General features: G+C 59.1%; 23 protein-coding genes and 7 pseudogenes. 17 read left to right on the top strand and 13 right to left on the bottom strand.

Translation table 11 applies throughout. The features are described 5' to 3' along the window. Positions 1-159: 159 nt before the first annotated feature. A pseudogene (locus tag BTN45_RS25590) lies at positions 160-554 on the bottom strand (DUF1236 domain-containing protein). 102 nt (positions 555-656) lie between these two features. Between BTN45_RS25590 and BTN45_RS26500 the strand changes: the two are divergent. Continuing rightward, positions 657-1,058 carry a hypothetical protein gene (locus BTN45_RS26500; RefSeq protein ID WP_225246563.1) on the top strand — a complete coding sequence of 134 codons (402 nt, stop codon included), beginning with the start codon at positions 657-659 and terminating at the stop codon, positions 1,056-1,058. Here BTN45_RS26500 and BTN45_RS25580 read toward each other — a convergent pair. From BTN45_RS25580 to BTN45_RS25560, 5 genes and pseudogenes are all read right to left on the bottom strand, one after another. Further along, a pseudogene (locus BTN45_RS25580) lies at positions 1,055-1,812 on the bottom strand (IS5 family transposase). The gene BTN45_RS26500 and the pseudogene BTN45_RS25580 overlap by 4 nt on opposite strands. A gap of 226 nt (positions 1,813-2,038) precedes the next feature. After that, the gene (locus tag BTN45_RS25575) at positions 2,039-2,638 is read right to left on the bottom strand and encodes a general stress protein (RefSeq protein ID WP_052821353.1); all 600 of its coding nucleotides are present in this window, start codon (positions 2,636-2,638) and stop codon (positions 2,039-2,041) included. 16 nt (positions 2,639-2,654) lie between these two features. After that, positions 2,655-2,972 (bottom strand): hypothetical protein, encoded by a 318-nt coding sequence (locus tag BTN45_RS25570; protein ID WP_052821354.1) that lies wholly within the window; start codon positions 2,970-2,972, stop codon positions 2,655-2,657. A gap of 600 nt (positions 2,973-3,572) precedes the next feature. After that, a complete protein-coding gene (locus BTN45_RS25565; protein ID WP_052821356.1) occupies positions 3,573-3,833 on the bottom strand; it encodes an AbrB/MazE/SpoVT family DNA-binding domain-containing protein in 261 nt (86 codons plus the stop codon). 139 nt (positions 3,834-3,972) lie between these two features. Continuing rightward, positions 3,973-4,467, bottom strand: a pseudogene (locus BTN45_RS25560) (Crp/Fnr family transcriptional regulator); the annotation flags it as partial. Positions 4,468-4,492: 25 nt separating this feature from the next. Here BTN45_RS25560 and BTN45_RS25555 point away from each other — a divergent pair. The 5 genes and pseudogenes from BTN45_RS25555 to BTN45_RS25535 all read left to right on the top strand — a co-directional run. Further along, complete coding sequence (locus BTN45_RS25555) at positions 4,493-4,663, top strand: hypothetical protein (RefSeq protein ID WP_225246562.1); 171 nt, start codon at positions 4,493-4,495, stop codon at positions 4,661-4,663. A 5-nt stretch (positions 4,664-4,668) separates the two neighbouring features. Continuing rightward, positions 4,669-5,478 carry an ABC transporter permease gene (locus tag BTN45_RS25550; RefSeq protein ID WP_003504683.1) on the top strand — a complete coding sequence of 270 codons (810 nt, stop codon included), beginning with the start codon at positions 4,669-4,671 and terminating at the stop codon, positions 5,476-5,478. Continuing rightward, entirely contained in the window at positions 5,475-6,227 is a 753-nt protein-coding gene (locus BTN45_RS25545; RefSeq protein WP_207591771.1) for an ATP-binding cassette domain-containing protein, read from the top strand. Before BTN45_RS25550 ends, BTN45_RS25545 begins: the two co-directional genes overlap by 4 nt. After that, a pseudogene (locus tag BTN45_RS25540) lies at positions 6,224-6,477 on the top strand (hypothetical protein); the annotation flags it as partial. The gene BTN45_RS25545 and the pseudogene BTN45_RS25540, both read left to right, overlap by 4 nt. Then, a pseudogene (locus BTN45_RS25535) lies at positions 6,472-6,660 on the top strand (NapC/NirT family cytochrome c); the annotation flags it as partial. The pseudogenes BTN45_RS25540 and BTN45_RS25535, both read left to right, overlap by 6 nt. A gap of 221 nt (positions 6,661-6,881) precedes the next feature. On the opposite strand, the gene xth reads toward BTN45_RS25535, so the two are convergent. Both xth and BTN45_RS25525 read right to left on the bottom strand, forming a co-directional pair. After that, positions 6,882-7,658 carry an exodeoxyribonuclease III gene (gene xth / locus BTN45_RS25530; protein WP_052821359.1) on the bottom strand — a complete coding sequence of 259 codons (777 nt, stop codon included), beginning with the start codon at positions 7,656-7,658 and terminating at the stop codon, positions 6,882-6,884. Between the two features lie 6 nt (positions 7,659-7,664). Beyond that, entirely contained in the window at positions 7,665-7,841 is a 177-nt protein-coding gene (locus BTN45_RS25525; RefSeq protein ID WP_052821360.1) for a hypothetical protein, read from the bottom strand. A gap of 200 nt (positions 7,842-8,041) precedes the next feature. Here BTN45_RS25525 and BTN45_RS25520 point away from each other — a divergent pair, with 200 nt between their 5' ends. From BTN45_RS25520 to BTN45_RS25495, 6 genes and pseudogenes are all read left to right on the top strand, one after another. After that, positions 8,042-8,941 (top strand): Ku protein, encoded by a 900-nt coding sequence (locus BTN45_RS25520; protein ID WP_052821364.1) that lies wholly within the window; start codon positions 8,042-8,044, stop codon positions 8,939-8,941. A gap of 12 nt (positions 8,942-8,953) precedes the next feature. Further along, complete coding sequence (locus BTN45_RS25515) at positions 8,954-9,766, top strand: Ku protein (protein ID WP_052821361.1); 813 nt, start codon at positions 8,954-8,956, stop codon at positions 9,764-9,766. Next, positions 9,763-10,781 (top strand): annotated as a pseudogene (gene ligD, locus BTN45_RS25510) (non-homologous end-joining DNA ligase). Before BTN45_RS25515 ends, ligD (BTN45_RS25510) begins: the two are co-directional and overlap by 4 nt. Before the next feature lie 169 nt (positions 10,782-10,950). Next, on the top strand, positions 10,951-11,427 hold the full coding sequence (locus tag BTN45_RS25505; RefSeq protein WP_072495314.1) for an Hsp20 family protein: 477 nt from the start codon (positions 10,951-10,953) through the stop codon (positions 11,425-11,427). 69 nt (positions 11,428-11,496) lie between these two features. Further along, the gene (locus tag BTN45_RS25500; protein ID WP_082186168.1) at positions 11,497-11,796 is read left to right on the top strand and encodes a DUF982 domain-containing protein; all 300 of its coding nucleotides are present in this window, start codon (positions 11,497-11,499) and stop codon (positions 11,794-11,796) included. A 14-nt stretch (positions 11,797-11,810) separates the two neighbouring features. Beyond that, positions 11,811-12,048, top strand: a pseudogene (locus BTN45_RS25495) (hypothetical protein). A gap of 12 nt (positions 12,049-12,060) precedes the next feature. Here the strand turns inward: BTN45_RS25495 and ligD (BTN45_RS25490) are convergent. Further along, positions 12,061-14,712, bottom strand: coding sequence for a DNA ligase D (ligD, locus tag BTN45_RS25490; RefSeq protein WP_207591766.1), 2,652 nt, complete (start codon positions 14,710-14,712; stop codon positions 12,061-12,063). A 279-nt stretch (positions 14,713-14,991) separates the two neighbouring features. Continuing rightward, entirely contained in the window at positions 14,992-15,228 is a 237-nt protein-coding gene (locus BTN45_RS25485; RefSeq protein ID WP_035208414.1) for a hypothetical protein, read from the bottom strand. A gap of 284 nt (positions 15,229-15,512) precedes the next feature. Between BTN45_RS25485 and BTN45_RS25480 the strand changes: the two genes are divergently transcribed. Both BTN45_RS25480 and BTN45_RS25475 read left to right on the top strand, forming a co-directional pair. Then, positions 15,513-15,827 (top strand): histidine kinase, encoded by a 315-nt coding sequence (locus BTN45_RS25480; protein ID WP_052821212.1) that lies wholly within the window; start codon positions 15,513-15,515, stop codon positions 15,825-15,827. Positions 15,828-15,841: 14 nt separating this feature from the next. Further along, positions 15,842-16,087, top strand: a complete 246-nt coding sequence (locus tag BTN45_RS25475) for a hypothetical protein (protein WP_052821208.1) — start codon at positions 15,842-15,844, stop codon at positions 16,085-16,087. 447 nt (positions 16,088-16,534) lie between these two features. On the opposite strand, the gene BTN45_RS25470 is transcribed toward BTN45_RS25475, so the two are convergent. The 3 genes from BTN45_RS25470 to BTN45_RS25460 all read right to left on the bottom strand — a co-directional run bounded on the left by BTN45_RS25470 (position 16,535) and on the right by BTN45_RS25460 (position 18,465). Further along, a complete protein-coding gene (locus BTN45_RS25470; RefSeq protein ID WP_052821207.1) occupies positions 16,535-16,948 on the bottom strand; it encodes a hypothetical protein in 414 nt (137 codons plus the stop codon). A gap of 78 nt (positions 16,949-17,026) precedes the next feature. Further along, positions 17,027-17,800: an SOS response-associated peptidase gene (locus BTN45_RS25465; RefSeq protein ID WP_052821206.1), complete on the bottom strand. Its 774-nt coding sequence runs from the start codon at positions 17,798-17,800 to the stop codon at positions 17,027-17,029. A gap of 305 nt (positions 17,801-18,105) precedes the next feature. After that, positions 18,106-18,465, bottom strand: a complete 360-nt coding sequence (locus BTN45_RS25460; RefSeq protein ID WP_052821205.1) for a hypothetical protein — start codon at positions 18,463-18,465, stop codon at positions 18,106-18,108. Positions 18,466-18,882: 417 nt separating this feature from the next. On the opposite strand from BTN45_RS25460, the gene BTN45_RS25455 reads away from it, so the two are divergent. Genes BTN45_RS25455 through BTN45_RS25445 form a run of 3 tightly spaced genes read left to right on the top strand, consistent with a single transcriptional unit; the run spans position 18,883 to position 24,333 of the window. Then, entirely contained in the window at positions 18,883-19,647 is a 765-nt protein-coding gene (locus tag BTN45_RS25455) for an ImuA family protein (RefSeq protein ID WP_052821204.1), read from the top strand. Next, positions 19,568-21,079: a DNA polymerase Y family protein gene (locus BTN45_RS25450; RefSeq protein ID WP_052821203.1), complete on the top strand. Its 1,512-nt coding sequence runs from the start codon at positions 19,568-19,570 to the stop codon at positions 21,077-21,079. Before BTN45_RS25455 ends, BTN45_RS25450 begins: the two co-directional genes overlap by 80 nt. Then, positions 21,076-24,333, top strand: coding sequence for an error-prone DNA polymerase (locus BTN45_RS25445; protein ID WP_052821202.1), 3,258 nt, complete (start codon positions 21,076-21,078; stop codon positions 24,331-24,333). Before BTN45_RS25450 ends, BTN45_RS25445 begins: the two co-directional genes overlap by 4 nt. Positions 24,334-24,351 lie beyond the last annotated feature (18 nt).

Here is a 24,351-nt window from a genome sequence, read left to right as displayed (position 1 = left end):
ACAATTCAACTCCTGATTCCTGGCGTCCCGCTTATGGGACAGGCATAAGGCTTGGGAGCCTGTACCCCGGCCATAAACGGCCGCGGGCTCATTGCAACAAAAAGCCGGAATGCTGCGTGGCAGCTTCCGGCTCGTTTGAAACGGGTGATTGGCCCGGGACTATCGGACGACCTGCACCACGGTATGGGTGCGAGGGTCAATGATCACACGCTGGTCATTAACCACCGCGTATGCTCGTTGCTCGGAACAGGCGTCAACACGACCGTTTCGGGAACGGGCTTACCCACGACGATCTCCTGGCTCACGGTCACCGGAGCCGGGGCGGGTTGCTCCTGAACATAGGTTACCACTTCCTGTGGCGGTGGATCGATTGCGGTCCCAACAATGGCGCCAGCTACGCCGCCGACTGCTGCCCCGACGGGACCACCAACAATGGCGCCTGTCACGGCGCCGCCAGCGGCACCTTTAACCGTTCCATCCTGGGCAAGCGCACCAGCGCTGCTTCCGAGTAGGACTGCGATTACCGCAGTAGAGGCGAGAATTGTTCGACGCATTGGTTTTCTCCTGTTCGGTTACCAACGACAAAAGAAGCCTTTTCGAGACTTTTGGTTCCCAACGTCACGTCACGAAATACAACAATTTGAAACAGTTACGGCGTGCAGGTCATCGAACAAGCTGGCAAAACGATCATTCTCAATTCCGGATTCAAGCTATCCTTTGAGCCGCTCACACAGCTCACAGAGGAGTGGAGAACGGTCGCTACATTAGGAGAAGAGCATGACGAACGCCTGCGAATCGTCCTACCGATCGATCAAAACATGCGTGGAGTAAACATGATTGATCCGCTCTCGGTTGAACCATTGTCCGTCTATTGGGCACGGAGAAAGACGCAAGATGCGGAAGGCGACGAATGCGAGGTCGTCCAGATCAGCACCGTGTTCGGGCACGCACGCGACTATTGGAGCGTCGCAGTGCTTGGTTCGGATCAGCATTATTCCCTGCACGACTTTGAGTTCGTAGCTCCCATCCGTGCTCCAGACGTGGACGCCGAGAACTAGGTCCTGTTGACAAAGTATGGCAGCCATATCTTTGCGGCTGCCCGGGCGAGGAATGCCGAGAAGGATTTTCGTGTCTTGTCGTATCGGGTCGCGACGCGCCGGAACTGCTTGAGACGGTTGAACATCCGCTCGATGCGGTTTCGATCTTTGTAAACCCGAAAGTCGCAGGCAGGCGGGTTCTTTCGGTTGGTTTTTGGCGGAATGACCGGCCTGATACTGTGGATCAGGAGTTCTTCACGCAGGAAGTCACCGTCGTAGCCTTTGTCGGCGAGGAACAACCTCGGCTTGCCGACCGGTATCGCCAGCAAGTCAGGAACGGCGTTGTAGTCCGAAGCCTCGCCGCCTGTCAGGACGAAGCCAAGAGGGCGGCCCTGACCGTCTGCTCGGGCGTGGATTTTCGTCGTAAAGCCGCCGCGTGATCGACCAAAAGCCTCCTGATAAGTCCCCCTTTTGCGCCCGCCGCCTGCGAATGGCCGCGAACAGTGGTGCTGTCGATCATGTGCTGCCAGTCATCCGTCAGCCCCAGTTCGACGAGGGTCTCAAGCAGGGCGTCCCAAACGCCTTGTTCGGCCCAACGGCGGAAGCGCACATAGACCGAATTCCACTTTCCGTATCGCTCATGCATGTCGCGCCACGGGCATCCGACCCGAAGGACATGCAGCATACCGTTCAGATATTGCCGATTATCGTGCGACGGTCGGGACTTCCTGCCGCGTTCGGTGGGCAACAACCCCTCGATGATCCGCCATTCCATATCTGTCAGGTCGCCGCGAGCCAAAACTGCCTCCTAAAAAGCAGTCTTGAATCACGCTTCTGCTGATTTGGGAATCCACTTTGTCAACAGGACCTAGTTAGAGCGGGTGGAATGAAATCTCTGTCGCAGACCGTTAAATTAATCGCGGCTTACAAACGAGATCTTTATCAAAGGCGGTATCGGGCGTCACTGAAGGGGCGCCACCGTGGCGCCCCTCCTGAAACTCTCACATACCATTGCGGCGATAGCGAAGCCGTTCCTGCTCGATCTGGTCGGCCTCGTAGGGCGAGAGCGTTTCGTCGAAATGCGTCCATCCTTGCTTTTCGTAGGCGGCGCGACGTTCTGTCGGATCGACCCAATTCGAGCGTTTGAGAATGGCTTCAGCCTCCGGCGCCAAGGCGTCATCCACCTTTGCGGTGACGAGGGTGCCACCCCTTCGGACGCCTTCGGCGTAGAAGTGGGCATCTCGTTCCGGGACGCCGGAGCTCGTCAGTGCGCCAATAATCCCGCCAGCGGCCCCTCCTGCAACCGCACCGGCTGCCGCGCCGGCCGCAGTCGCAGCAAGCCAGCCGGCTGCGACGACCGGACCGACGCCCGGAATGGCCATCAAGCCAAGGCCGGTGAGCAGGCCGCCCGCGCCGCCGACGACCGCACCGATCCCCGCACCAGTTCCGGCCCCTTCTGCGGCATTCGACTCTTCGTGTCGCCGATCGCTGTTATTGGAAACGATACTGATATCGCTGGATGGTACGCCCAGAGCTTCGAGTTCACTGACAGCGGAACTTGCGTCTGCGTAATCGTCAAAAAGTCCGGTAACAGTTCTCATAACATCCTCCTAGGGGTTACTTGGCAACAACATTGCCCTGATAATCGAGGGCGATCGAAACAGTTTTGCCGTCCTTCATGCCGGTGGCATTCCAAACGCCCCTGTCGTCTTTCTTGAGATCCTTCAACCCCGTATAACCCGCTTTTTCGATCCGATCCTTTGCCTGGTCCTCAGTAAAACTGTTGGCGCCCTCCACCGGGGCCGTCGGGTTTTTCATGTCGGGGGTCGCAATTGCCGGCGTGTTTCTGTCGCTGTTGGCCGCGGGCGCACCTTGAGCATGTGCTGCAAGGGCCGAGACACAAATGAAGGCGGCTGTGAGAATAGTGTTTTTCATAGTTTTCTCCCTAGCTCGGATCTGCGTAGATTGATCCGCCTGATTAACCCTCTGATGTTGTTTTGGTTCCAGCATCGGTCGACACGCGCCTTCTCGGCATCCCGTTACAAGATCCGATCGGTGCGGCAATGGACAACGGTGAGGATGTTTCCTCTCGTGCTGGGGGGCGTCCATCGTCGGCCGTCAGGCTTGCACGTCGCCTGGGTTCAAGGGCGACACGGAGTTCAGAAGTTTCCTTCAGTCGAGTTTAACGGATGGGGAGGGGATTTCGAAAGACCTGCAGCGCGCATGGCTGCGCAACCGGTGCGGCCCGAAGACAACAGCCTGCTCGCGTCGGTCCTGGACAGCGAGATCACGGTTCTTTAACAGGCCGCCATGCAATATCCGACGCGGATATGCCTGCGTTTTCCGCAAGCCTGCACGACAGCCGTCGGATTTTTGTCTTCGGATGCGGACATTTTGCGGCGCTCTCATCCCTTCCTGCGCTTCGCCTCAATCGTTCCGGTCACGAAGCGATCGATCTCGCGAGCGGGATGCACCTGCTTATCCCATCGGCGGCCAATCAATGAATGACCGCATTCGTGTCGAGAAGATGCGAGATCACGTAAACACCGAATAAATCTCCAGCCGGTCCTGTGGATCTGGCTCGTCGCGCCCGCCTCCCATAAAATCGTCGCTTACGCCGCGCGCAATCGCTGCTTTCAGGGACGGCCATGCCTCGCCACGCTCAACGTGCGGCCGCAGAACAAGCGCATCGCCCACTTGCGTTATGTCCACGCGATCGACGTCGAAACGCAATTCTTTCGGCAGGCGAATCGATTGGGAGTTACCGGACTGAAATACGCGGGCGACATGGGGCATGGTTCGCTCCCCTCAGTGTTTACCGCATTTATAAACATCATATGTCCCGCCACTTCAACTAGCAGCCTGCTTATAATCGACAGACAGTAAGAAATGCGCAAGAGCAGGCTGTCGCAATGAGCGAGGCCAAGGCTCCGCCCTAGACTTGACTGGTATCGCCGTCCGCTAGTTGAGCGAGGCCCGGCAGATCGCATACGAGAAGCTTCTGCCGGCCGCCCTGTACGAGGCCCTTGCTCTCCCAACTGGACAGGATGCGAGAAACGGTGTGGAGCGTGGTACCGGTCATTTCCACTATATCCTGCCGCGAGATCGGGAAGTCGATTCGAATACCGTCCACCTCCTTGCGCCCTGCCTGTTGCGAAAGGCGCAGTACGGCGTGCGCCACCCGACGCTCTACCTCCTGCGTCGACATTTCGCGGATGCGCGTATGGGCTTCCTCAAGACGTTGGCCAATGGTCTGCATGGCGGAGACGGCAAGGTGCGGGTTCTGCTCGACGAAGTGCGGCCAGAGGTCCGTCTGCCAGGAAAGGATCACGCTTTCGGCGGCCGTGGTCGCGGTACCGGGATAATCGGACCGCTGCAGCGCCCGGGCGAAACCGAAGAGATCACCGGGATGCACCACACGCACGATGACGGCGGCCGCTGCGGCCGCCGATGCCTTGGGTTTCCCGCCGGAAATCATCGCTGCCTCCTTCCCGACTAGCCATCTATGTGCGCTGAAGGCGAGTGCTGCGCGTACCGATCTTGAGGCGTTTTACGATGAACTCGCCAAGGCCGACCCCGCGATCATCGGCGGTCGGCGGCCGGATGACGGTTTTTATCTGGTGTAGCAGGCATGAACCGCATTCTCGAAAGTCTTGGCTGGATGGGCCGCTATCTCTGGGCGGGCTGGGCGGGGCTTTCGGGTATTTTCTGCTTTCTCGCCGCCTGGCAGGCCGGGCATGAAATTTATGGCTCCTTCATCCTGCCTTCGCCGGGTGAGACCTTCACGGCTATCGGAGTGCTTGCGGCGAGGCCGGATTTCTTCGCGATCCTGTCGCAGAGCGCCGTCAGGGCCCTGACTGGTTTCACCATTGCGGCGGGCATCGGCACCGTCGCCGGCGTGATGGCGGGTTACTCCTTCGCGGCCATGCGGCTGATGAAGCCTGTTGTCACCGTCCTGCTCGGCGTTCCGCCCATAGGCTGGATCGTGCTGGCGCTGATCTGGTTCGGTTCCTCCGGCGGCACTGCCGTCATGACCGTTGTCATCGCATCGGCTCCCGTTTCCTTTGCCGGTGCATTGGAAGGTGTCGCCAAGCGGGATCGTCAGCTGGAGGTGATGGCGCAGGCCTTCGGTGCTCCATGGTTTTACCGGTTGCGCACCGTCACCATGCCGCATGTGCTTTCCTATCTCTTTCCCGCCTGGACCACGACGGCCGGCAGTGCGTGGAAAGTCACTGTCATGGCCGAGCTTCTGTCGAATTCCGGCGGCATTGGCGGCGAACTGGCCACCGCACGCGCGCTGTTCGATATCGCGCAGGTCAGCGCCTGGCTCACCATCACCGTCGCGCTGGCGCTGCTCACCGATTACGGCCTGCTGCATCTGCTGCGCGAAGCGCTGGAACGCTGGCGCGCCGCCGGGCTGCCATGGGGTGTCAAACGATGAGCGATCATTCCAACCTGCGTTTTGAACATGTCGGCCACGCCTTTTTAGGTCGCAGCCTGTTCGAGAATTTCGACCTGAGCATAGCGCTGGGGGAAACCGTGGCGCTGCTTGGCCCTTCCGGCAGCGGCAAGACGACGATCCTGCAGATCGCGGCTGGCATCATCGATCCCGTTCGCGGCCGCGTGCATCGTCGATATCCCCGGCAGGGTCTGGTCTTTCAGGAACCGCGGCTGCTGCCATGGATGACGCTGATCGACAATATAGCCTACGGCCTTGCGGCCACCGGCATGCCGAAACGGGAACGCCGTGAAAGGGCTGGGTGTTTTGCGCTCGAAGTTGGGCTGGAAGAAGCGGATTTCGGCAAATATCCGGTCGAGCTTTCCGGCGGCATGCGCCAGCGCGCCGGTGTGGCGCGGGCGCTGGCGGTGGAGCCGGACATGCTGTTTCTGGACGAACCTTTCAGCGCCGTCGATGTCGGCCTGCGACGCCATTTGCAGGAGCTTCTGGTGGGTACCGCCCGCAGGCGCGGTTTCTCCACCCTTCTTGTCACCCATGATCTTCATGAAGCGCTGATGGTGGCCGACAGGCTGATCGTGCTTTCAGGCATGGACGGCCGCGTCATTGCCGCGCATAAGCCCGCCGGTTCGCCGGGCCGGCGCATGGCGCGGGCGGTTTTCGACGAAGCGGAACGCCTGTCTGAGAGTCCGGCCTTCGCCGAACTGTTTTCAGCAAAGGAGCGGGTGCGATGAGGCAGCCCCCCATCCTTTCGGAAGCCCTGCGGCTGTTTTTCCCGCTGGCCGCCCTGCATGGCGCGGGCTGGCCCTTCCTGTGGGTCGTCATCGGTGGTTATGCCCTGCCTTTTGCCGATGCGGTGCCTAGGCGCGGCGCACGATGAAACACTTGGCATTCCTTATCTGGTTTCTTTTGTTTACGGCGGCTGAAGCGGGTGTGCGTTATGCCTGGTGGAGCGGCGATCCTGAATTTGCATCCAAATATCTGTTGACGGGCAAGGCCACCTGCATCGATTGCCATAAAGGCATTGCTCATGAACTGCCGAACATGGAAGGCATCGATCCAGGTTGGAAAATGCCGCCGGCCCTCGACGGTCACCCAGGACAGACGGCATCTGCGATCGATGATTTGCGACGGGCGATGAGTGATGTGCACCGGAACGTTTTCTAGGAACCCCCCTCGTTCCAAAGACGAGCCTTCGATCGCCGCGGCGTCTGTGCGGGCGTCGAAGCCTATGGGTCCGTTCGGTCCAAAGGCGTCGACATATGCTCGATTATGGACAAAGACCTTTCCAGCCCGTCCGCCATAACAGCGCTCATGCGAAAGCGTCGGTCCGCCCTTCGCCGCCAGCAGGGAGGCGCGCGAAGCATCCTTATCCGCTCTATGGGTCTCTATCGGTCGTCCAGTACAATCCAGGCGGGGGCGTGATCACTGGTGTGCTCCCACGCACGCGCAAACTTGTCGACCCCGCACGCCTGCAATCGTTCCTGCACGGATGGGGTCAGCAGGAAATGATCAATGCGCAGACCCGCATCCCGCGCAAACGCGTTCCGAAAATACTTCCAGAACGTATAGATCCGCTCATCCGGATGCAGCAGTCTAATGGCATCCGTCCAGCCCATTGAAATTAGGTGGGCATAGGCTGCGCGAACCTCCGGCCGAAACAGGGCATCGTCTCGCCAGCGCTCCGGTTTATAGACATCGAGGTCGGTCGGCATGACATTGAAGTCTCCAACAAGGGCGCATGGCACGTCCAGCTCAATCAGTTGACCTGCGTAGAAACGCAGCCGCTCAAACCAGCGCAGCTTGTAGTCAAATTTCGGCCCGGGTGCCGGGTTGCCGTTTGGCAAGTAAAGGCAGCCGATGATCATGCCATCGATGGCAGCCTCGATATACCGGCTGTGGCTGTCGTCAGGGTCTCCGGGAAGCCCCCGGCGCGTCTCGAGAGGTTCGTGACCCCGGGCAAGGATTGCAACGCCATTCCATGATTTCTGCCCATGCCAGATGGCGCCGTAGCCTGCGCGCTCGATTTGGCGAAGCGGAAACTTCTCGTCCGGCGCCTTCAACTCCTGCAGGCAGACGACATCGGGTTTTGCCCGATCGAGCCAGCGGAGCAGGATCTCGAGCCGACCGTTAATGCCGTTGACGTTATACGTGGCGAGCTTCACCGGGGTTCAGTGTTTGCGATCACCCCGGTCACCCCGGCCCGGTTTCGCATCATGCTTCGCATCGTGGCGCGCGTCGGCAGAGAGCGATCGCGAGACGTCGACGCTTTCCTTGAACTTGCCGTCCTTATCGCGGCGCACATAACGCTTGTCGGTTCCGGTATCGATCAGTTCACGCTTGCTCATGACAGGCCTCCTCTTCGCGTTTCGTGAAGAGGAAACGTTCGTCGCCTCAAAAAGATGCACCGGAATCAAGCGTCTAGCGCAGACTCGCAACGCCAGTTCTGATCGTGGCCCTAAGTCCTTGAAAAATGATTCGTTTTGACTCGGAACAAATGCATGCTGAATCGCTTGAATCGCATTGGTTGTGGCAGGAGTTTTGCGTCATGGTTGCCCCGCGAGCGAACTGGAAGGGCTTTATCAAATTTGGAGAAGTCGCGTGTCCTGTGGCTCTCTATACTGCGGCATCATCATCTGAACGGATTGCTTTCAACACCCTCAATCGCCGAACCGGCAACCGGGTGAAACGCGAATTTATCGACAGCGAGACCGGCGATCCGGTGGAACGGGACGCCCAGGTCAAGGGCTATGAGATCGAGAACGGCCAGTATATCGTTCTCGAGCCGGACGAGGTGGCTGCCGCCGTGCCTCACAGCGACAAGACGCTGAAGATCGACGCCTTCATCCCCTGCAGCGAGATCGACAGCGTCTATTTCGACAAGCCCTATTATCTGGCGCCCGACAGGATGGGGACGGACGCTTTCGTACTTTTGCGCGATGGCATGAAAAGAGCCAAAGTTGCTGCGATCGCCCGCACCGTGCTCTTCCGACGCTTGCGTACGGTGCTGATCAGGCCACACGGGAAGGGCCTGATCGCCACGACGCTCAACTTTGACTATGAAGTCCGCTCGTCGGCGGAAGCCTTCGAGGAGTTGCCGGACCTCAAGATCGAAGGCGAGATGCTTGAGTTTGCCGAGCACATTATCGGCACAAAGAAGGGGACCTTCGATGCCAGCACGTTCGACGACCGATATGAAGCCGCCGTTGCCGAGCTGGTGAAGGCCAAGATCGAGGGCAGGGCCCTGCCGAAGAAGAAGGCCGCAGCCGTCCCCAGGCAAAACGACCTTTTGCAGGCGCTGCGTGAGAGTGCTGGCATGGGCACCAAATCCGGCCAGAAACGCGCCGTTTCTAACGCCAACAAGAGTGCCGGCCGTCAGAAGGCTTCGAAACCGGGTGCTGCTGCCAAATCAAATGCGGTCTCGTCACAGACGCGCCGCGCCGGCTGACGGAGGAAAATCGTGGCTGTCCGTCCCTATTGGAAAGGTTATCTGAAACTCTCGCTCGTCACCTGTCCCGTGCAGATGATGCCGGCAACGTCCGAAAGTGAGAAGGTCCGCTTCCACACCCTCAACCGCGATACCAAAAACCGGGTCGTCAGCCACTACGTCGATAGTGTTACCGGAAAAGAGGTGAGGGAGGAGGATGAGGTCAAGGGCTATGAGCGTGGCGAGAACGAATACGTCATCCTCGAAGACGAAGAACTGGAAAACGTTGCGCTCGACAGCACAAAGACCATCGACATCTCGACGTTTACCCCCCGTGACACCATTGAGTGGATATGGCTCGACACGCCCTATTATCTTTCACCCAACGATGCCGTCGGCCAGGAAGCATTCTCGGTCATCAGGGATGCGATGGAAGCGCAGAACATGGTGGGGATTTCACGTCTCGTAATTACCCGCCGCGAGCGCGCCGTCATGCTTGAGCCACGCGGCAAGGGTATCGTTCTGTGGACGCTGCGCTATGGGGATGAAGTCCGTGACGAGGATACTTACTTTGGCGGGATCGAAGAAGACGAAACGGGCGATAGTGAGATGATGCGTCTCGTGCAGCAACTGATCAAAAAGCAAACGCAGCACTGGGACCCCAAGATGGTCATCGATCCGGTTCAGGATCGGTTGCTTGACATCATTGCCGCCAAGAAGAAAGCGCTGAAGAAGTCTGCAAAACCGAGGACATCCACACCGGCGAAGTCGGCACCCAGCAATGTCATCAATATCATGGACGCGCTGAAGAAGTCGGTTGCAGCCGAGAATCGGGCGGGCAAATGAAACGTCCCGCCAAGCCGCTCCTGCAGAATGACAGTCTGACGGCAAAATCGCAGCCGCGCCGCAGGCGCGATCCGGCTCAGCCCAATCTGCCGTTCGACCCGATGCCAGATCGCGTCGAGCCATGTCTGGCGCTCCTGAAGACGGCCCCGAGTGGGTCTATGAAATGAAATGGGACGGCTATCGGCTCGCGGTCCACATCGAGCCGAAGGGTGTGCGGATCATTACCCGGGGCGGCCACGACTGGACGCACCGGTTTCCCACTATCGCCGCAGCGGCCAGGGACCTTGGAGTTGCAACAGCCATCCTTGACGGCGAAGCGGTGGTGCTGAACGGCGAGGGCCGCTCAGATTTCGGCGCTCTGCAACGCTCGCTCGGTGGGCGAGGCGGCAAACGGGCGTCGACAGAAGCCGTGCTCTTCGCCTTCGACCTTATGTATTTCGATGGTCACGATCTCACTCGTACCGAGCTGTCGGTCCGCCGGCACTTGCTGGGGGACCTGCTTGAAGACGCGACCGGCGCACTCCAGCTGTCCGAAGAAATAGACGCGGACGGCGCTGAATTATTGGCGAGCGCGTGTTCCCTCGGCATGGAAGGCATCATCGCAAAACATCGTGACAGCACTTATCGCTCGGGCCGGACCGGCGACTGGCTGAAGATCAAGTGTGTTCAAAGCGAGAGCTTCATGATTGTCGGCTACGAGCAGTCGGCGGCGGCGCGCGGCGGGATTGGCAGTTTGCTGCTGGCGGCGAGACGTGGCCATGACTGGGTCTATGTTGGCGCCGTTGGAACCGGGTTTAAGGAGAAAGATGCGGCGTATCTGAAGAAGACCCTGGATAGGCTGAAGACGAAGACACCGGTCGTTCCGCTCAAGGGCAGGAATTACGTCTTCGCGCAGCCGACGCTCATCGCCGAAATCGAGTTCCGTGGCTGGACCGACGATGGCAACCTGCGTCATGCGTCCTATAAAGGACTGCGCGAGGTACAGGACAATGCCGCGGTCCATGAACTCGACTGAGTTGGTCCTGGCGGGCGCCTGGACGTCAATTTTTTCTGACGGCACCCTTGAATCGTAAATTTCCGAAAACCAAATCGATTGCCGCCAGCTGCTGAGACAGGGCTGGACTTGCTGGAAGCGCCGCGTTTCGGCGCTTCTGTACCCATGTTGCTTCAAGGAGGATATGGCTATGGCAACATCTTATGACTACGCACCCCTGTTCCGCTCGACCGTCGGCTTCGACCGGATCTTCAATCTTCTTGAAAATGCCCAGCGCGCCCGCTCGATCAGCGACTGGCCGCCCTATGACATCGTCAAGACCGGCGATGACAGCTACCGGATTTCGGTCGCGGTCGCAGGGTTTGCCGAGGACGAGCTAGACATCACCTTTCAGTCCAACCTTCTCACCGTTACCGGCAAGAAGCAGGACGCTTCCGCCGATGAATACCTTCATCGCGGTATAGCCGGCCGGCCTTTTGAACACCGTTTCGAACTTGCCGACCATGTCAGGGTGAATGGCGCCGATCTCCGCAACGGTCTTCTGTCGATCGATCTCGTTCGTGAGATTCCTGAGGCCTTGAAACCGCGCAAGATCGATATCCAGACCAGCCCGGCCCTTCAGCATAAGGTTGCCTCGGCGCAGATCGAAGCGCAAAAGGCGGCCTGATCGAATTTTAAAAAAACGGGCGCCGTTGCAGCGGCGCCCGTCAACATCGGGGGTAGGAAGGAGAGCGCGATGAAACCCGATGTGTTCAACGAGCCCGTCACCATCCTTATCGGCCTTGGTTTCCCGACCGAGGTTCGCAGCGTCATCGACGCTTACCGGCATCTGGCGGAATGGCCGGCATCAATGCGCGATACGGCGCATTCAATGGCGCTGAAGGCCTGCAGGGCGGCATTGCGCGGTGAGATCGAAGCGGACACCGCCCGGGGTCTGTTTGCAGCCTTTGCCGCCAAACACGATCTGCTGGCCCCGGACGTTGATGTCATCTCCGCGTCCCGTCACTCGCACGACAAGGATCCGCACGTTCGCTGAGGAAGCCTCCATGCATGAGAATCCGCAGCTTGCCGCTCAAGGGTATGGAAATTGCGCGGCCGATCGATGTGGTGGACGCAACCTCGCTCAAGGTCGACGAAAAACGGACGATATTGGCCGCTTGGGCTTCGGACCTCTACACGACCGACTCAAGGCCGGCGTACCGCCAGATGCCTGGAACACCGGGCCCTGTCCTCAATCGATGAGGTTCAGGCTGCGCTGAGCGACCTTGACCTGAGCTACGGGTCTTGATCCAGGCCGCTCTCAGGCGGCCTGTTTCATCGATTTCGTCAGCCGCTTGATGGCCTGCTCCAGCGAACGCTGCCCGTCGCAGTAATCCTCCCAGGCGGTTGTCTTCGACAAAAGCGCCGGTACGGTGCGAATGGTGAAGCGTTTCGGATCGAGATCCGCTTTTACCTGCTTCCAGGTCAGTGGCATCGAAACTGGTGCGCCTGGCCGGGCGCGCGGTGACAGCGGCGCGACAGCAGTCGCCATTCGGTCATTGCGCAGGTAGTCGAGGAAGATCCGACCGTTGCGCTGGTTCTTCGCCATCTTGATCAGGTAAAGGTCAGGGTTGTCACGTGCCATCTGCAGGCAGACATCGTGTGCGAAGCCTTTCGCCTCCGGCCAGCTCAGCTTCTTTCCCTTCGGTACCGCAAGCGGGGTGACGACGTGAAGGCCCTTGCCGCCGGTGGTCTTGCAGAAGCTGACGAGGCCAAGTTCCTCCAGCCGGTCGCGCATTTCCCGGGCGGCTTCGACCACGGTGGAGAAGGGTAAGTCCGGACCTGGATCGAGGTCGAAGACAAGACGACCGGGCACCTCCGGTTCGTTGGGCTCGCAATTCCAGGGATGCAGTTCGACGCCGCCGATCTGGGCGATGGCGGCAAGGCCCTCAACGCGATCAATCTGCAGATAGGGTTTCTTGTCGCCGAACACCTTGACCAGTTCGAGCAGGTTCGACGTTCCCGGCATCGCGTGTCTCTGGAAGAACTGCTCACCACCGATGCCGTCAGGCGTCCGGATGATGGAGCATGGCCGTCCCTTGATATGGTCGATCAGCCATGGACCAACGGCCTCATGATAGTGCGCGAGATCCTCCTTGGTGACCGGCTCACCGTCATTTGCATCGGGCCAGAGCGGCTTGTCAGGGCTGGAGATCATCACGCCCATAACTTCTGCCTTGGTGTTCTTGCCGCGTGCCGGTCGCGACGGCTTTGGCCGGGCCGGCGTTGGCGTTTCAGTTTTCCCTGGCGATGCCGGCGTTTCGGCCTCGACCTCCTTCGCCGGCTTGTCTTCGCGCAAACCCTTGAAGGCTGCCTGACGGACCAGTCCGTCCGCGGTCCAGCCGGCGAACTGGATCTCGGCCACCAGTTCGGGCTTGACCCAGACGATGTTGGGTTCTTTTTTCGGAGCGCCTATCCCGGTAAAGGGCGATTTTGAGGTTTCCAGTTCCCGGAGCTTCGGCAGGATTGTATCCACCGTTTTGGCACCATAGGCGGTCCCGACCCGCCCGACATAGACGAAGTGATTGTCCCTGAAGACGCCGACAAGAAGTGAACGAAACTTGCCGTTGGTTTTGGCGTAAGCGCCAATGACAACCTCATGTCCGGCGCGGCATTTGGATTTCGCCCAGGTATCGGTACGCCCCGACTGATAGGGGGCATCCGCCTGCTTCGAGACAATGCCCTCCAGCGAGAGCTTGCACGCCGATTTCAATACTGCATCGCCGCCGGTCTCAAAGTGTTCGACGAACCGCAGGCGCGGATCTTCCCCCGCCTTACTCAGCAGCGCTTCGAGCCTTTTCTTGCGTTCCGTAAGCGGTAGTTGCCTCAGATCCTCACTCCCCTCGAACAGCAGGTCGAAAGCAAAATAGACGAGCGCATCCGTTTTACCTTCTGACAGCGCCGCCTGAAGTGCGGCGAAGTCCGGGGCACCGTTTTCATCGAGTGCACAGATCTCACCGTCGATGATGGCATCAGGCAAGCTTGCGGCCGATGTCGCAATCGCCGGATACTTGGCCGTCCAGTCCAGCCCCTTGCGCGTCTTCAGCGTTACTTCGCCGTTTTCAATGCGCGCCTGAATACGGTATCCGTCGAATTTGATCTCGTGGATCCAGCCATCGGCCGACGGTGGGCGTTCGAGCGTTTCGCAAAGCTGCGGAGGTATGAAGTCGGGCATCGCGGACTTCGCTGCTTTCCGCGATGCCGGGCGCTTTTTCTTTGTATCCGCCGCACGTTTGTCTGCCGCCAGTCCATGATTGCTGTCCCAGACGGCGTCGGCCTGCACATCGCCGCTCTGCACCATGAACGGTTTTGGTTTGTTTCCTTTACCGGCAGCGATGGCGGCCATGGTTCTGCCCGAGGCAACCGACGTGTTGTTTTCGTCAAGGATGGCGGCGCCGTTTTCATCGACCGAGAAGTCGTCGCGATGCTTGATCAGCAGCCAGTTCGTCCGTTTGCCCCCGTCACGGTCGTTGCGCATCCGCACCAGTACGAAGCTGCCACGCAGCCGCTCCCCTTCAAGGGTAAACTTGAAGTCGCCCTTGGCGAGAGCCTGCTCGGGCGTCCTGTTACCTTCCGGCTCCCAGTAGCCGCGGTCCCAGAGCATGACCGTGCCGCCGCCATACTGGCCTTTGGGAATCGTGCCTTCGAAGTCACCATAGTCCAACGGGTGGTCTTCCACCTCCACGGCCAGGCGCTTGTCCTGGGGATCGAGAGACGGTCCCTTGGTCACAGCCCAGGACTTGAAGACGCCGTCGAGTTCGAGGCGCAGGTCATAATGGAGCCGCGTGGCGTCATGTTTCTGGATGACAAAGCGCCTGCGGTTTGAAGCTTTCAGCTTCGTTTTTCCGCTTGGCTCCTGCGTCTTCTGAAAATCGCGTTTCTGCCTGTAGGTCGAAAGCTTGTCGTTGGCCATGGGTATCCCCGAAAAAATCCACCTCCCGCTTCGAAGGAATACGGGATGAGGCACGGGCCGGACAGGTGGACGCGTAATCGCCTTTTCGTTGTGCGGGATGAGAAACGGGTTCGCATTCATCACCCCGTTGCGTCCGGTGCACACAGCCCGCGAACTCAACGGTGAAAAGGCAACGGGTTATGCTTTGGTTCCATACAGAGGCCACCAAGGCGGAATGGCAGTTCAAGCGGACGACCAAGTCGAAGTGGGTGTTGTCTCGTCATCGCCAGGCAGGAAGGTTCATTCAAACCGGACGACAGATTTCAGGGGGATTTTTGCGACGAGCACGCCGTCGCCCCTGACAACCTCAAACTCTGCACCATCCACGATTTCATCCTTGAGGATTTTTTCCGCCAGCATTTCCCTTGCAGCCTGCGCGGCCTCGATGTACGCGCGCTCGTCACTTGCCAGCATGGTTCCCTCAGTGTCTTCGGAAAGGCCGTCAGCGTCCCGAACGTGGAAGTAATACCGCTGCATGTCTTAGCTACCTGTTTTGTCTCGCAGATTTTTCAACCGCCTTCAAAGAACATGGTTCCATCGGACCCTTTGAAAAGGTATCGTCTCAGCGGGAACCCTCATCGCTATGCGCGGTTTGGCATGAATGCCATGACAGCAGTCGCGAATTGCCGAGCTGCAAGCCGTGGATAACACGAGAACCGACCGCGTCTTCCGCTCGCAGGTGGTTCATTGCGCAAACAGAGGATATCTCTATGTTGCGAGCGTTTCGTGGGAAAAAGCTGATCATCGTAGAGCAGCGCCTCATGCTGACATTTGCGTGCCGTCAGCGGCTGCGGGCAGCAGGGGCCACCGTTCTGGGATCGGTTCGATCGACACGACGCCTGCTCGATGCGTTACTGGAGTGGGATGTTGACGCCGCAATCGTTGACGTGGAGATCGACGATCAGACGTTGCTGAATGTTTCGATTGCACTGGAGAGCGCCAATGTGCCATTCGTTTTCGCGAACCGGGCCAAATCGAACGACCGCGGTTACTCTGTGAGTGGCGATAGCGCGGAGCTTCGGGAAATAGCCGATGCACTTTTCGGTCCGCCCGGAACGTCAACCACTCTTCACTGACCGTCGCTCGACGGTTGATCGTTCCCGGAACGACGCTCAACGCCTGCGCCAGGACGAGCACTGAATTCCTGGAGAGCGACACGCCGCAAAGTCGCGAGAAGCTCTACATCAATCCTGGAGTCGTGATCGGCGGCTGGAAAATCCCGGATGATCTCGCCAATCGTTTTTTCAACAAGCCGGCTCTGCACTCGCTCGTCAGCGGTAAAGCGCGCGGCCCAGCGGAAAAGGAGGCGTCGAAGCGGACATTCGTGAAAATTTGATGGTTTGGGCACGCAGCCGTCCTCCACACGATATAGGCGGGAGCACGTAGTAACCCTCAGCTGCCACCGCCTATGAATTCGGTTGGTGGCGATGGAAGGAGTGTAACACGTCTGGTGGATGAGTCGAGCGATTAGAGTTCAAGGGTAGAGAGTTGTAGCCCGGCAGCAGGCTGTCGCAGCCGGTCTGAATGGTTTTTGAAGGCATAATTTGCGTGCGATGTGAGCAAAAAGAAACCCTCCAGTGCGGAGGGTTCCAAGCTGTGCAACCGTGACCGGCTGCAAGAGCAGTGGACGGGGGAAAGACCATCCGCCTGCCTAACCGTCGCCGTGATAGTCTGTTCCGAAAAATTCGATCCTCAATTGAGGTTATTGCGGCGCTCGCAGCCAGCATGCTTGCAACAGTGCTTCTCGCATGAATGGCCTCGCCAGCCTTACTGCTCTCAACGCTCACTGATGTGCACCTCCGATTATATCGACTGGTCCTCTCGATGTTTCCATCAGCGGCCAGCGGACCTTCCTCTTCCATTCGGTCAAGGCATCGGCAGGTGAGGTGCAGAAAACCCACTCAATGAAAGCATCGGATATGTTAGGATGGTCGTAGAGGAGGGCGGCGATGCCTTTCCGCTCGCTAAACAATATCTCGATCTTCGCTCCCGTCGGGATGTCGTCATCATCAGCCCAGAGTTCCATGGCAACGTATCCGGAATAGGCAGTCAGGTCGGATTCCCGATCGACTTCGGCGACCAGCCGCTGGTCGAGATTATCGTGAATGGATTGCCGCATGCCGAAGAATTGACCATCCTCCAGAAATCTCTTTGGATAGACACCATGATTCTCGAGAATGTAAGGGTGGATATGCATCTTCCTTCTCCTCTCTCCGAACAGTTCAGCGGGTTTAGTCTCCTCATCAATTGGCATCCATCTGGCGATGGCCGCCAGTTATAAAAGGCTGCCTTGCTCCACCGGTTCGCCAGATTTCGAAATGATCGATGATCCATAAGGTTCACGCGACAGGATGATCAGCGCGTCGTTTGGTAGTGGGCGGGCGAGGTGCCTTGCCTCATCCCAAGGCGCCCGCATCCAGACGTCGGTTTCTTCCTTCGTCAGCAGTAGAACAGGCATTGCCTTCTCGTGGATCGGCTTCACGAGATCATTCGGATCGGTCGTCAGGAAACCGTATAGGTCGTCGGTTGTGAGCCCGTCCTTGACTTTGCGAACGCTCTTCCATTGCGGCACGTGGATGCCCGCAAAGAACATCAGCGATTTTGCCTCATCACGTGCAAACCAGGCATTTGGCACATTGCCACCCTCCTGTTTGCTCATCGGGTCCGGTTCGGCAAAGCTTGTGACCGGGACGAGACACCTGTGCTCGACGCCGAACCATCGCGTCCAGTGAGGCAGGTTGAGCTTACGCACATTGGTCACGCCACGATCCGGTTCCATGCGGATGAGCTCATCCATATCGACGGCCTTGCCCTTGGCCCTCAGTTTATCCGCCCTTGCTTCGGCGGCTTTCTTTTGGACGAAGATAGGCGAGGGCAGGCCCCATCGTGCATGAACCAGCTGCTTCTTGCCGTCCGCCGTGTTTCGGATGATCGGCCCCATCTGGTCGGGGTTCATCTGATAGGCCGGCATGAGGTTGATCAGGCTTTCGGCGTCCTGGGCCCACTTTGAGACCCAGTCCCTGTCTTCCATCCGATAAAGGTTGCACATGGCAGCAATTCCTCCGTTGCGACCGAATGCAGTTTTTCCGGTGACTTCCGCCTGCGTATCTAGTCGAGCTTATAAACGTCGGCATTGTCCTACCGTTCCCGCAGGCCGTTGTAGGAAGCGTGGCGGAGTTTATCGTCGCCCGTCCTGCCCTGAACTCGATCTCGGCGATCAGGCAAACGCCTATCCTCTGGTCTCCATCGGCTGCGGATGCGATTGCCCGCTGCGGCTAGCGCCGTGGAGGAACGCCGCATGTCAAGGCGCAGGCGCTATTCCGCAGCCCGTTTAGGTCGCTTGATGCCACCGCATTAGCCGGTCAGTCCCGACATTCTCAACAGAGCTATTCCGATTGCAGCGGAAATCACGGTCAGTGATATACATGCAAACAACCGGTAAACTCTCTCCTTTGACGTCAAGAGGAGATAGACCGAAGCGATTCCCAGAAAGCAAATCGTCGCGAGGGCGCCATAAGCTCGATACTCGCCCGAATAAAGCCATGTCCCCAAAGCCACAAAACCACAAATAACAAAAACAAGTTCGAGCTTTTGCAACGTAACACCCCAAGAAGATCTGAGCGGGATTTTAGGGAATTGATCTCGCAGGTCAACTTTGCCATCGGGCTGCATGCGGCGGGGCTTGATGCATCCGCCTACACGTCCGATGTTCATATGGCCTCAAGCTTAAAAGCTCCCGTATAGGTCGAACGCTGCGGACAGCCATTGATGCAATCAACCGCAGCGACGCGGCATTAAATAGAGCTGGGCTTCGGTATTACGATCGAGCTTTGTCTCGGTGGCTTCGTCATGCAGGCGAGTTCAGCACGAAACCTTAAGAAGATTGTGACGCCGCTCATCTATCCCCGCTATCGCGATCTGGAGCCCGACAAGAGTGGAGTGCGGCAAAAATTCTTGTTATCCCTACAGCCTTGAATCCTTTTCGAATCTTCGGTTTTGCTAATGTTGTGATAATGTTGCTCAACTTTCTGGTGCTTGACTCTTTTATAGCGTCGGAACAAACAATGAACAAATAGCCTGTACGGCATAATGTCGATCCTTTGAACACCACCTTGAAGGGAGCCGTGAACGATGACCGCTGCGCGCCCGAAGGGGTTGTCGGATGTGATCTGTGATTTGCGTGGCCGCATCGCCTCGATGGAGGGCACAGCAGCGAAACGGGCCGGAACGCTCTCTTTCGGTGTGCCCGAGATTGATGCGGTCTTGCCTGGCGGGGGTCTTGCCTATGGAGCCCTGCATGAGTTCGCAGGCGGAGGATCCGGTACGGTCGATGGTGCAGCAGCCGCGCTTTTTGTCGCCGGCATTGCCGCCCGGACCAAAGGCCCCGTCATCTGGTGTCTGACGAGACCGGATCTGTTCTTTCCGGCGCTTGCCCAGGTCGGCCTCCATCCCGACCGCGTCATCTTCGTCGAGTCCGACAAGGAGGAAGACGTGCTGGCCAACATGGAGGAGGGCTTGTCCTTCGGTGGGCTCGGCGCTGTCGTCGGCGAGCTCGTTCGCCTGCCGATGGTCAGCTCCCGCCGCCTGCAACTGGCCGCGGAGCGAACCGGGACCATGGCGCTCGGCGTTCGGCGATGGCGGCGGCAGACGGAGGCGAATGATTTTGGCCAGCCGACGGCGTCAACAACCAGATGGCGGGTCAGTGTGATGCCATCGGAAGAGCTGCCGGTACCGGGGGTGGGCAGGCCTCAATGGTTTCTTGAATTGATGCGCGTGAAAGCGGGTGAGTGTGCTGAGTTTCTCGTGAGGGCGTGTGATGACAAGGGTCGTCTCGATCTATCTTCCGGATCTGCCGACGGATCGTATTCGGCGGGCGGATCCCTCCATTTCGCCTGAACAGCCAATTGCCGTGATCGCAAGAAGCGGGTCGAAGCGATGGGTTTCGGCTGCCGACCTGGCTGCCAGGGCGGCAGGCGTGCATGTCGGCATGCCGGCGGCAAAGGCGCAGTCGCTGTTTCATGGCCTGATGATGGTCGACGCCGATATCGAAGCCGATCGGGTAGCTCTCGAACGCATCACACTGTGGGCACTAACCATCTATTCGCCGATCGTCGCGATTGACGGGATCGACGGCATCGTTATGGACACCGAAGGCGCCGACCACCTGCAGGGCGGCGAGCTGCCAATGGTGACAAAGATCGCCAACCAGTTTCTGGGCAGGAAGCTGACTGCCCGCGTGGCGGTCGCCGACAGCTGGGGTGCATCCCATGCCTGTGCCCGCGCCATCAACCGCGAGACGATCGTCATTCCGCCGGGTGAGACAGTGCGGGCCGTTGAAAAGCTGCCGATATCGCTCCTGCGTCTGCCGGCAAAGATTGTCAGCGATCTCCGCATTCTCGGATTTCAGACGATCGGGGAGCTTGCCAATACCCCGCGCGCGCCGCTGACGTTGCGCTTTGGACCGGAGGTTGGGCGCCGTCTCGATCAGATGCTCTGTCGCATCGCCGAGCCTATCGAGCCGATCCGCACGCCTGAGCTGGTCGAGGTTTCGAAAGCCTTCGCTGAACCGATTGGCGCAGCGGAGACCATCAACAAATATGTCGGCCGCCTTGTCGTGCAATTGGTCGATGAACTCCAAAAGCGGGGGCTCGGCGTGCGTCGGGCTGACCTGATTGTCGAGAAGGTCGATGGCACCAGACAGGCAATCCGCGCCGGAACAGCCAAGCCCGCCCGCGACGTAGCCTGGCTGACGAAACTGTTTCGGGACCGGACGGAAAAGATCGAGCCGGGTTTCGGGATCGAGAGGCTCACCCTTGTTGCGGTTCTGGCCGAGCCATTGGAAGAGGCGCAGAAAGTCTCTGCTCTGGTCGAGGATGACGTCACCGATGTGACGCCACTGATCGACATCTATGGAAACCGCGGCCAGCGGGTCTATCGCGTCGCACCGGTTGCATCCGATGTGCCGGAACGTTCCGTCCGGCGGATCAGTCCCGTTGCTGAACCGATCCCTGTTGCCTGGGTGAGCCATTGGCGCCGTCCAGTCCGGCTTTTGCCACGGCCCGAACTGATCGAGGCGATTGCGCTGATGCCGGACCGCCCGCCGGTCTCGATCGTCTGGCGCGGCAAGCGCCGTAAGGTCAAACGCGCCGACGGCCCGGAACGCATCTTCGGGGAGTGGTGGCAGCGCGACGCCGAAATGGACGCGGTGCGGGACTACTTTGTCATCGAGGACGAGGCAGGCGAGCGCCTGTGGGTGTTCCGCTCCGGCGACGGAGTGGATCCCGAGACCGGGTCCCATCGCTGGTTCTGCCACGGGATCTTCGCATGAGCTACGCCGAGCTCCAGGTCACGACCCACTTTTCCTTTCTGCGCGGCGCCTCCTCTGCACAGGAGTTGTTTGAGACCGCGAAACAGCTCGGTATCGACGCAATCGGCGTCGTCGATCGCAATTCGCTTGCCGGAATTGTTCGGGCGCTTGAGGCGTCGCGCGCCACCGGGTTGCGCCTGGTCGTTGGCTGTCGTCTCGATCTGGCGGATGGCATGTCTGTGCTGGTCTATCCGATGGATCGCGCTGCCTATTCGCGCCTGACGCGCCTCATCACGCTGGGAAAATCGCGTGGCGGCAAGAACAACTGTATCCTGCATTGGGACGATATCGTCGCTTACGCCGAGGGCATGATCGGCATTCTGGTACCTGATCTGCCGGATGCCACCTGCGCCTCGCAGCTTCGCAAGATGGCTGAGCTGTTTGGTGATCGCGCTTACGTCTCTCTCTGTTTGCGTCGGCGACCGAACGACCAGTTGCGGCTGCATGAGATTTCCAACATGGCGGCGCGGTTCAAGGTCAGAACCGTCGTCACCAATGATGTGCTGTTTCATGAGCCGGGCCGGCGGCAATTGCAGGACATCGTCACCTGTATCAGGCACAACACCACGATCGACGATGTCGGCTTTGAGCGCGAACGCCACGCCGACCGCTACCTCAAGCCACCGGAGGAAATGGCACGCCTGTTTCCGCGCTACGCGCAAGCACTCGCGCGAACCCTGGAAATCGTGCGTCGCTGCAAATTCTCGCTCGAGGAACTGACCTACCAGTACCCGGAGGAAGCCATCGTGCCGGGCAAGGATGCTCAAGGATCGCTCGAGCATTATGTCTGGGAATGTGCGCCCGATCGTTATCCGGAAGGCCTGCCACCGGATGTTTTAAAGACCGTTCGGCACGAGCTCGATCTCATCCGCACCATGAAATACGCGCCTTACTTCCTGACGGTGTTTTCGATCGTCCGTTTTGCCCGAAGTCAGGGCATTCTCTGCCAGGGCAGGGGATCTGCGGCCAACAGCGCTGTCTGCTATATCCTTGGCATCACCTCGATCGATCCCTCGACCAATGATCTCCTCTTCGAGCGCTTCGTCAGTCAGGAACGCGACGAGCCGCCGGATATCGATGTCGACTTCGAGCATGAACGGCGCGAGGAGGTCATCCAGTGGATCTACAAGACCTATACCAAGGATAAGGCGGCACTCTGCGCAACCGTCACCCGCTACCGGGCCAAGGGCGCAATCCGCGATGTCGGTAAGGCGCTTGGCCTGCCTGAAGATGTCATCAAGGCGCTGTCATCGGGCATGTGGTCCTGGTCGGAAGAAGTTCCCGACCGAAACATCAGGGAACTCAATCTCAACCCCAATGACCGGCGTCTGGCGCTCACCCTGAAACTCGCGCAGCAGTTGATGGGCGCGCCTCGGCATCTGGGTCAGCACCCCGGCGGCTTTGTCCTCACCCATGACCGGCTAGACGATCTCGTGCCGATCGAACCGGCGACGATGAAAGACCGGCAGATCATCGAATGGGACAAGGACGACGTTGAGGCACTGAAGTTCATGAAGGTGGATGTCTTGGCGCTCGGGATGCTCACCTGCATGGCCAAGGCTTTTGATCTCATCCGCGAGCACAAAGGGCAGGATCTTGATCTCTCGAAAATCAGCCAAGAGGATGCGGCGACCTATGCAATGATCCGCAAGGCTGACACGCTCGGCACCTTCCAGATCGAAAGCCGTGCGCAGATGGCGATGCTGCCGCGGTTAAAACCGCGCACGTTCTACGATCTCGTCGTGCAGGTGGCCATCGTGCGGCCGGGCCCAATCCAGGGTGACATGGTGCATCCCTATCTCCGTCGTCGCGAAGGCAAGGAGCCCGTCGAGTATCCGACACCCGAGTTGGAGGCGGTGCTCGGCAAGACGCTGGGCGTGCCGCTGTTTCAAGAGTCAGCGATGCGCGTCGCCATGGTCTGTGCCGGCTTTACCGGTGGTGAGGCCGACCAGCTGCGCAAATCCATGGCGACCTTCAAGTTCACCGGCGGCGTCTCGCGCTTCAAGGACAAGCTGGTGTCAGGCATGGTCAAGAACGGATATTCGTCCGAGTTCGCCGAAAAGACCTTTTCGCAGTTGGAAGGCTTTGGCTCATACGGCTTTCCGGAAAGTCACGCGGCCTCCTTTGCGTTGATTGCCTACGCTTCGAACTACATCAAGTGCCATCATCCCGACGTCTTTTGTGCAGCCCTTCTCAACAGCCAGCCCATGGGATTTTATGCTCCGGCCCAGATCGTCGGAGACGCGATCAAGCATGGCGTCGAGGTGCGGCCGGTCTGCGTCAACCGCTCGCGATGGGACTGCACGCTGGAAAGGATTGGAGGCGGCGATCGTCATGCTGTGCGCCTCGGGTTTCGGCAGGTGAAAGGGCTGGCTGTCGCGGACGCCGCACGTATCGTTGCAGCGCGCATGAACAACCCGTTCGCCTCAGTCGATGACATGTGGCGCCGGTCCAGCGTGCCGACCGAAGCGCTTGTTCAACTGGCAGAGGCCGACGCCTTTCTGCCATCGCTGAAACTCGAACGACGCGATGCGCTCTGGGCGATCAAGGCGCTGCGCGACGAGCCCTTGCCGTTGTTTGCAGCCGCAGCCGAACGCGAGGCGACGGCGATTGCCGAGCAGCAGGAGCCAGAGGTGGCGCTTCGGCAAATGACGGACGGCCATAACGTCATCGAGGACTACAGCCACATCGGGCTCACTTTGCGCCAGCATCCTGTCGCCTTTCTGCGCAAGGACCTGTCGGCACGCAATATCATTTCCTGTGCCGAGGCGATGAATGCCCGTGATGGGCGGTGGGTTTATACCGCTGGACTCGTGCTGGTGCGGCAGAAGCCGGGATCGGCCAAGGGTGTGATGTTCATCACCATCGAGGACGAGACCGGACCGGCCAACGTCGTTGTCTGGCCCACCCTGTTCGAGAAACGCAGGCGCATCGTGCTGGGATCTTCGATGATGGCGATCAACGGACGGATTCAGCGGGAAGGGGAGGTCGTCCATCTCGTCGCCCAGCAACTCTTCGATCTCTCAGGCGATCTGGTTGGACTTGCCGATCGCGATACGGAGTTCAGGTTGCCGGCTGGTCGCGGCGATGAGTTTGCCCACGGGGGCGGCGGGCCGGATTCACGCGATCGGCCGAAACCCGTTGTCCCGCGCGACATATTCACACCGGACCTTCATATCGATACGCTGAAAGTGAAGAGCCGGAATTTTCACTGAAAAATGCTCAAACCGAGC

The sequence above is a fragment of the Rhizobium sp. ZX09 genome (assembly GCF_017357485.1).
Taxonomy (GTDB): Bacteria; Pseudomonadota; Alphaproteobacteria; order Rhizobiales; family Rhizobiaceae; genus Agrobacterium; species Agrobacterium pusense.
The sequence above is the reverse complement of the archived record's forward strand: the minus strand, read 5'-3'. Positions and strand labels throughout refer to the sequence as shown.

Coding starts and splice junctions, on each gene's coding strand:
- BTN45_RS25575 (WP_052821353.1), bottom strand. CDS start 2,638: ATGAGAACTGTTACCGGACTTTTTGACGATTACGCAGACGCAAGTTCC.
- BTN45_RS25465 (WP_052821206.1), bottom strand. CDS start 17,800: ATGTGCAACCTTTATCGGATGGAAGACAGGGACTGGGTCTCAAAGTGG.
- BTN45_RS25460 (WP_052821205.1), bottom strand. CDS start 18,465: ATGAACATCGGACGTGTAGGCGGATGCATCAAGCCCCGCCGCATGCAG.
- BTN45_RS25455 (WP_052821204.1), top strand. CDS start 18,883: ATGACCGCTGCGCGCCCGAAGGGGTTGTCGGATGTGATCTGTGATTTG.
- BTN45_RS25505 (WP_072495314.1), top strand. CDS start 10,951: ATGGCAACATCTTATGACTACGCACCCCTGTTCCGCTCGACCGTCGGC.
- ligD (WP_207591766.1), bottom strand. CDS start 14,712: ATGGCCAACGACAAGCTTTCGACCTACAGGCAGAAACGCGATTTTCAG.
- BTN45_RS25550 (WP_003504683.1), top strand. CDS start 4,669: ATGAACCGCATTCTCGAAAGTCTTGGCTGGATGGGCCGCTATCTCTGG.
- BTN45_RS25545 (WP_207591771.1), top strand. CDS start 5,475: ATGAGCGATCATTCCAACCTGCGTTTTGAACATGTCGGCCACGCCTTT.
- BTN45_RS25485 (WP_035208414.1), bottom strand. CDS start 15,228: ATGCAGCGGTATTACTTCCACGTTCGGGACGCTGACGGCCTTTCCGAA.
- BTN45_RS25450 (WP_052821203.1), top strand. CDS start 19,568: ATGACAAGGGTCGTCTCGATCTATCTTCCGGATCTGCCGACGGATCGT.
- BTN45_RS25445 (WP_052821202.1), top strand. CDS start 21,076: ATGAGCTACGCCGAGCTCCAGGTCACGACCCACTTTTCCTTTCTGCGC.
- BTN45_RS25525 (WP_052821360.1), bottom strand. CDS start 7,841: ATGAGCAAGCGTGAACTGATCGATACCGGAACCGACAAGCGTTATGTG.
- BTN45_RS25470 (WP_052821207.1), bottom strand. CDS start 16,948: ATGCATATCCACCCTTACATTCTCGAGAATCATGGTGTCTATCCAAAG.
- BTN45_RS25520 (WP_052821364.1), top strand. CDS start 8,042: ATGGTTGCCCCGCGAGCGAACTGGAAGGGCTTTATCAAATTTGGAGAA.
- BTN45_RS25565 (WP_052821356.1), bottom strand. CDS start 3,833: ATGCCCCATGTCGCCCGCGTATTTCAGTCCGGTAACTCCCAATCGATT.
- BTN45_RS25500 (WP_082186168.1), top strand. CDS start 11,497: ATGAAACCCGATGTGTTCAACGAGCCCGTCACCATCCTTATCGGCCTT.
- BTN45_RS25570 (WP_052821354.1), bottom strand. CDS start 2,972: ATGAAAAACACTATTCTCACAGCCGCCTTCATTTGTGTCTCGGCCCTT.
- BTN45_RS25480 (WP_052821212.1), top strand. CDS start 15,513: ATGCTGACATTTGCGTGCCGTCAGCGGCTGCGGGCAGCAGGGGCCACC.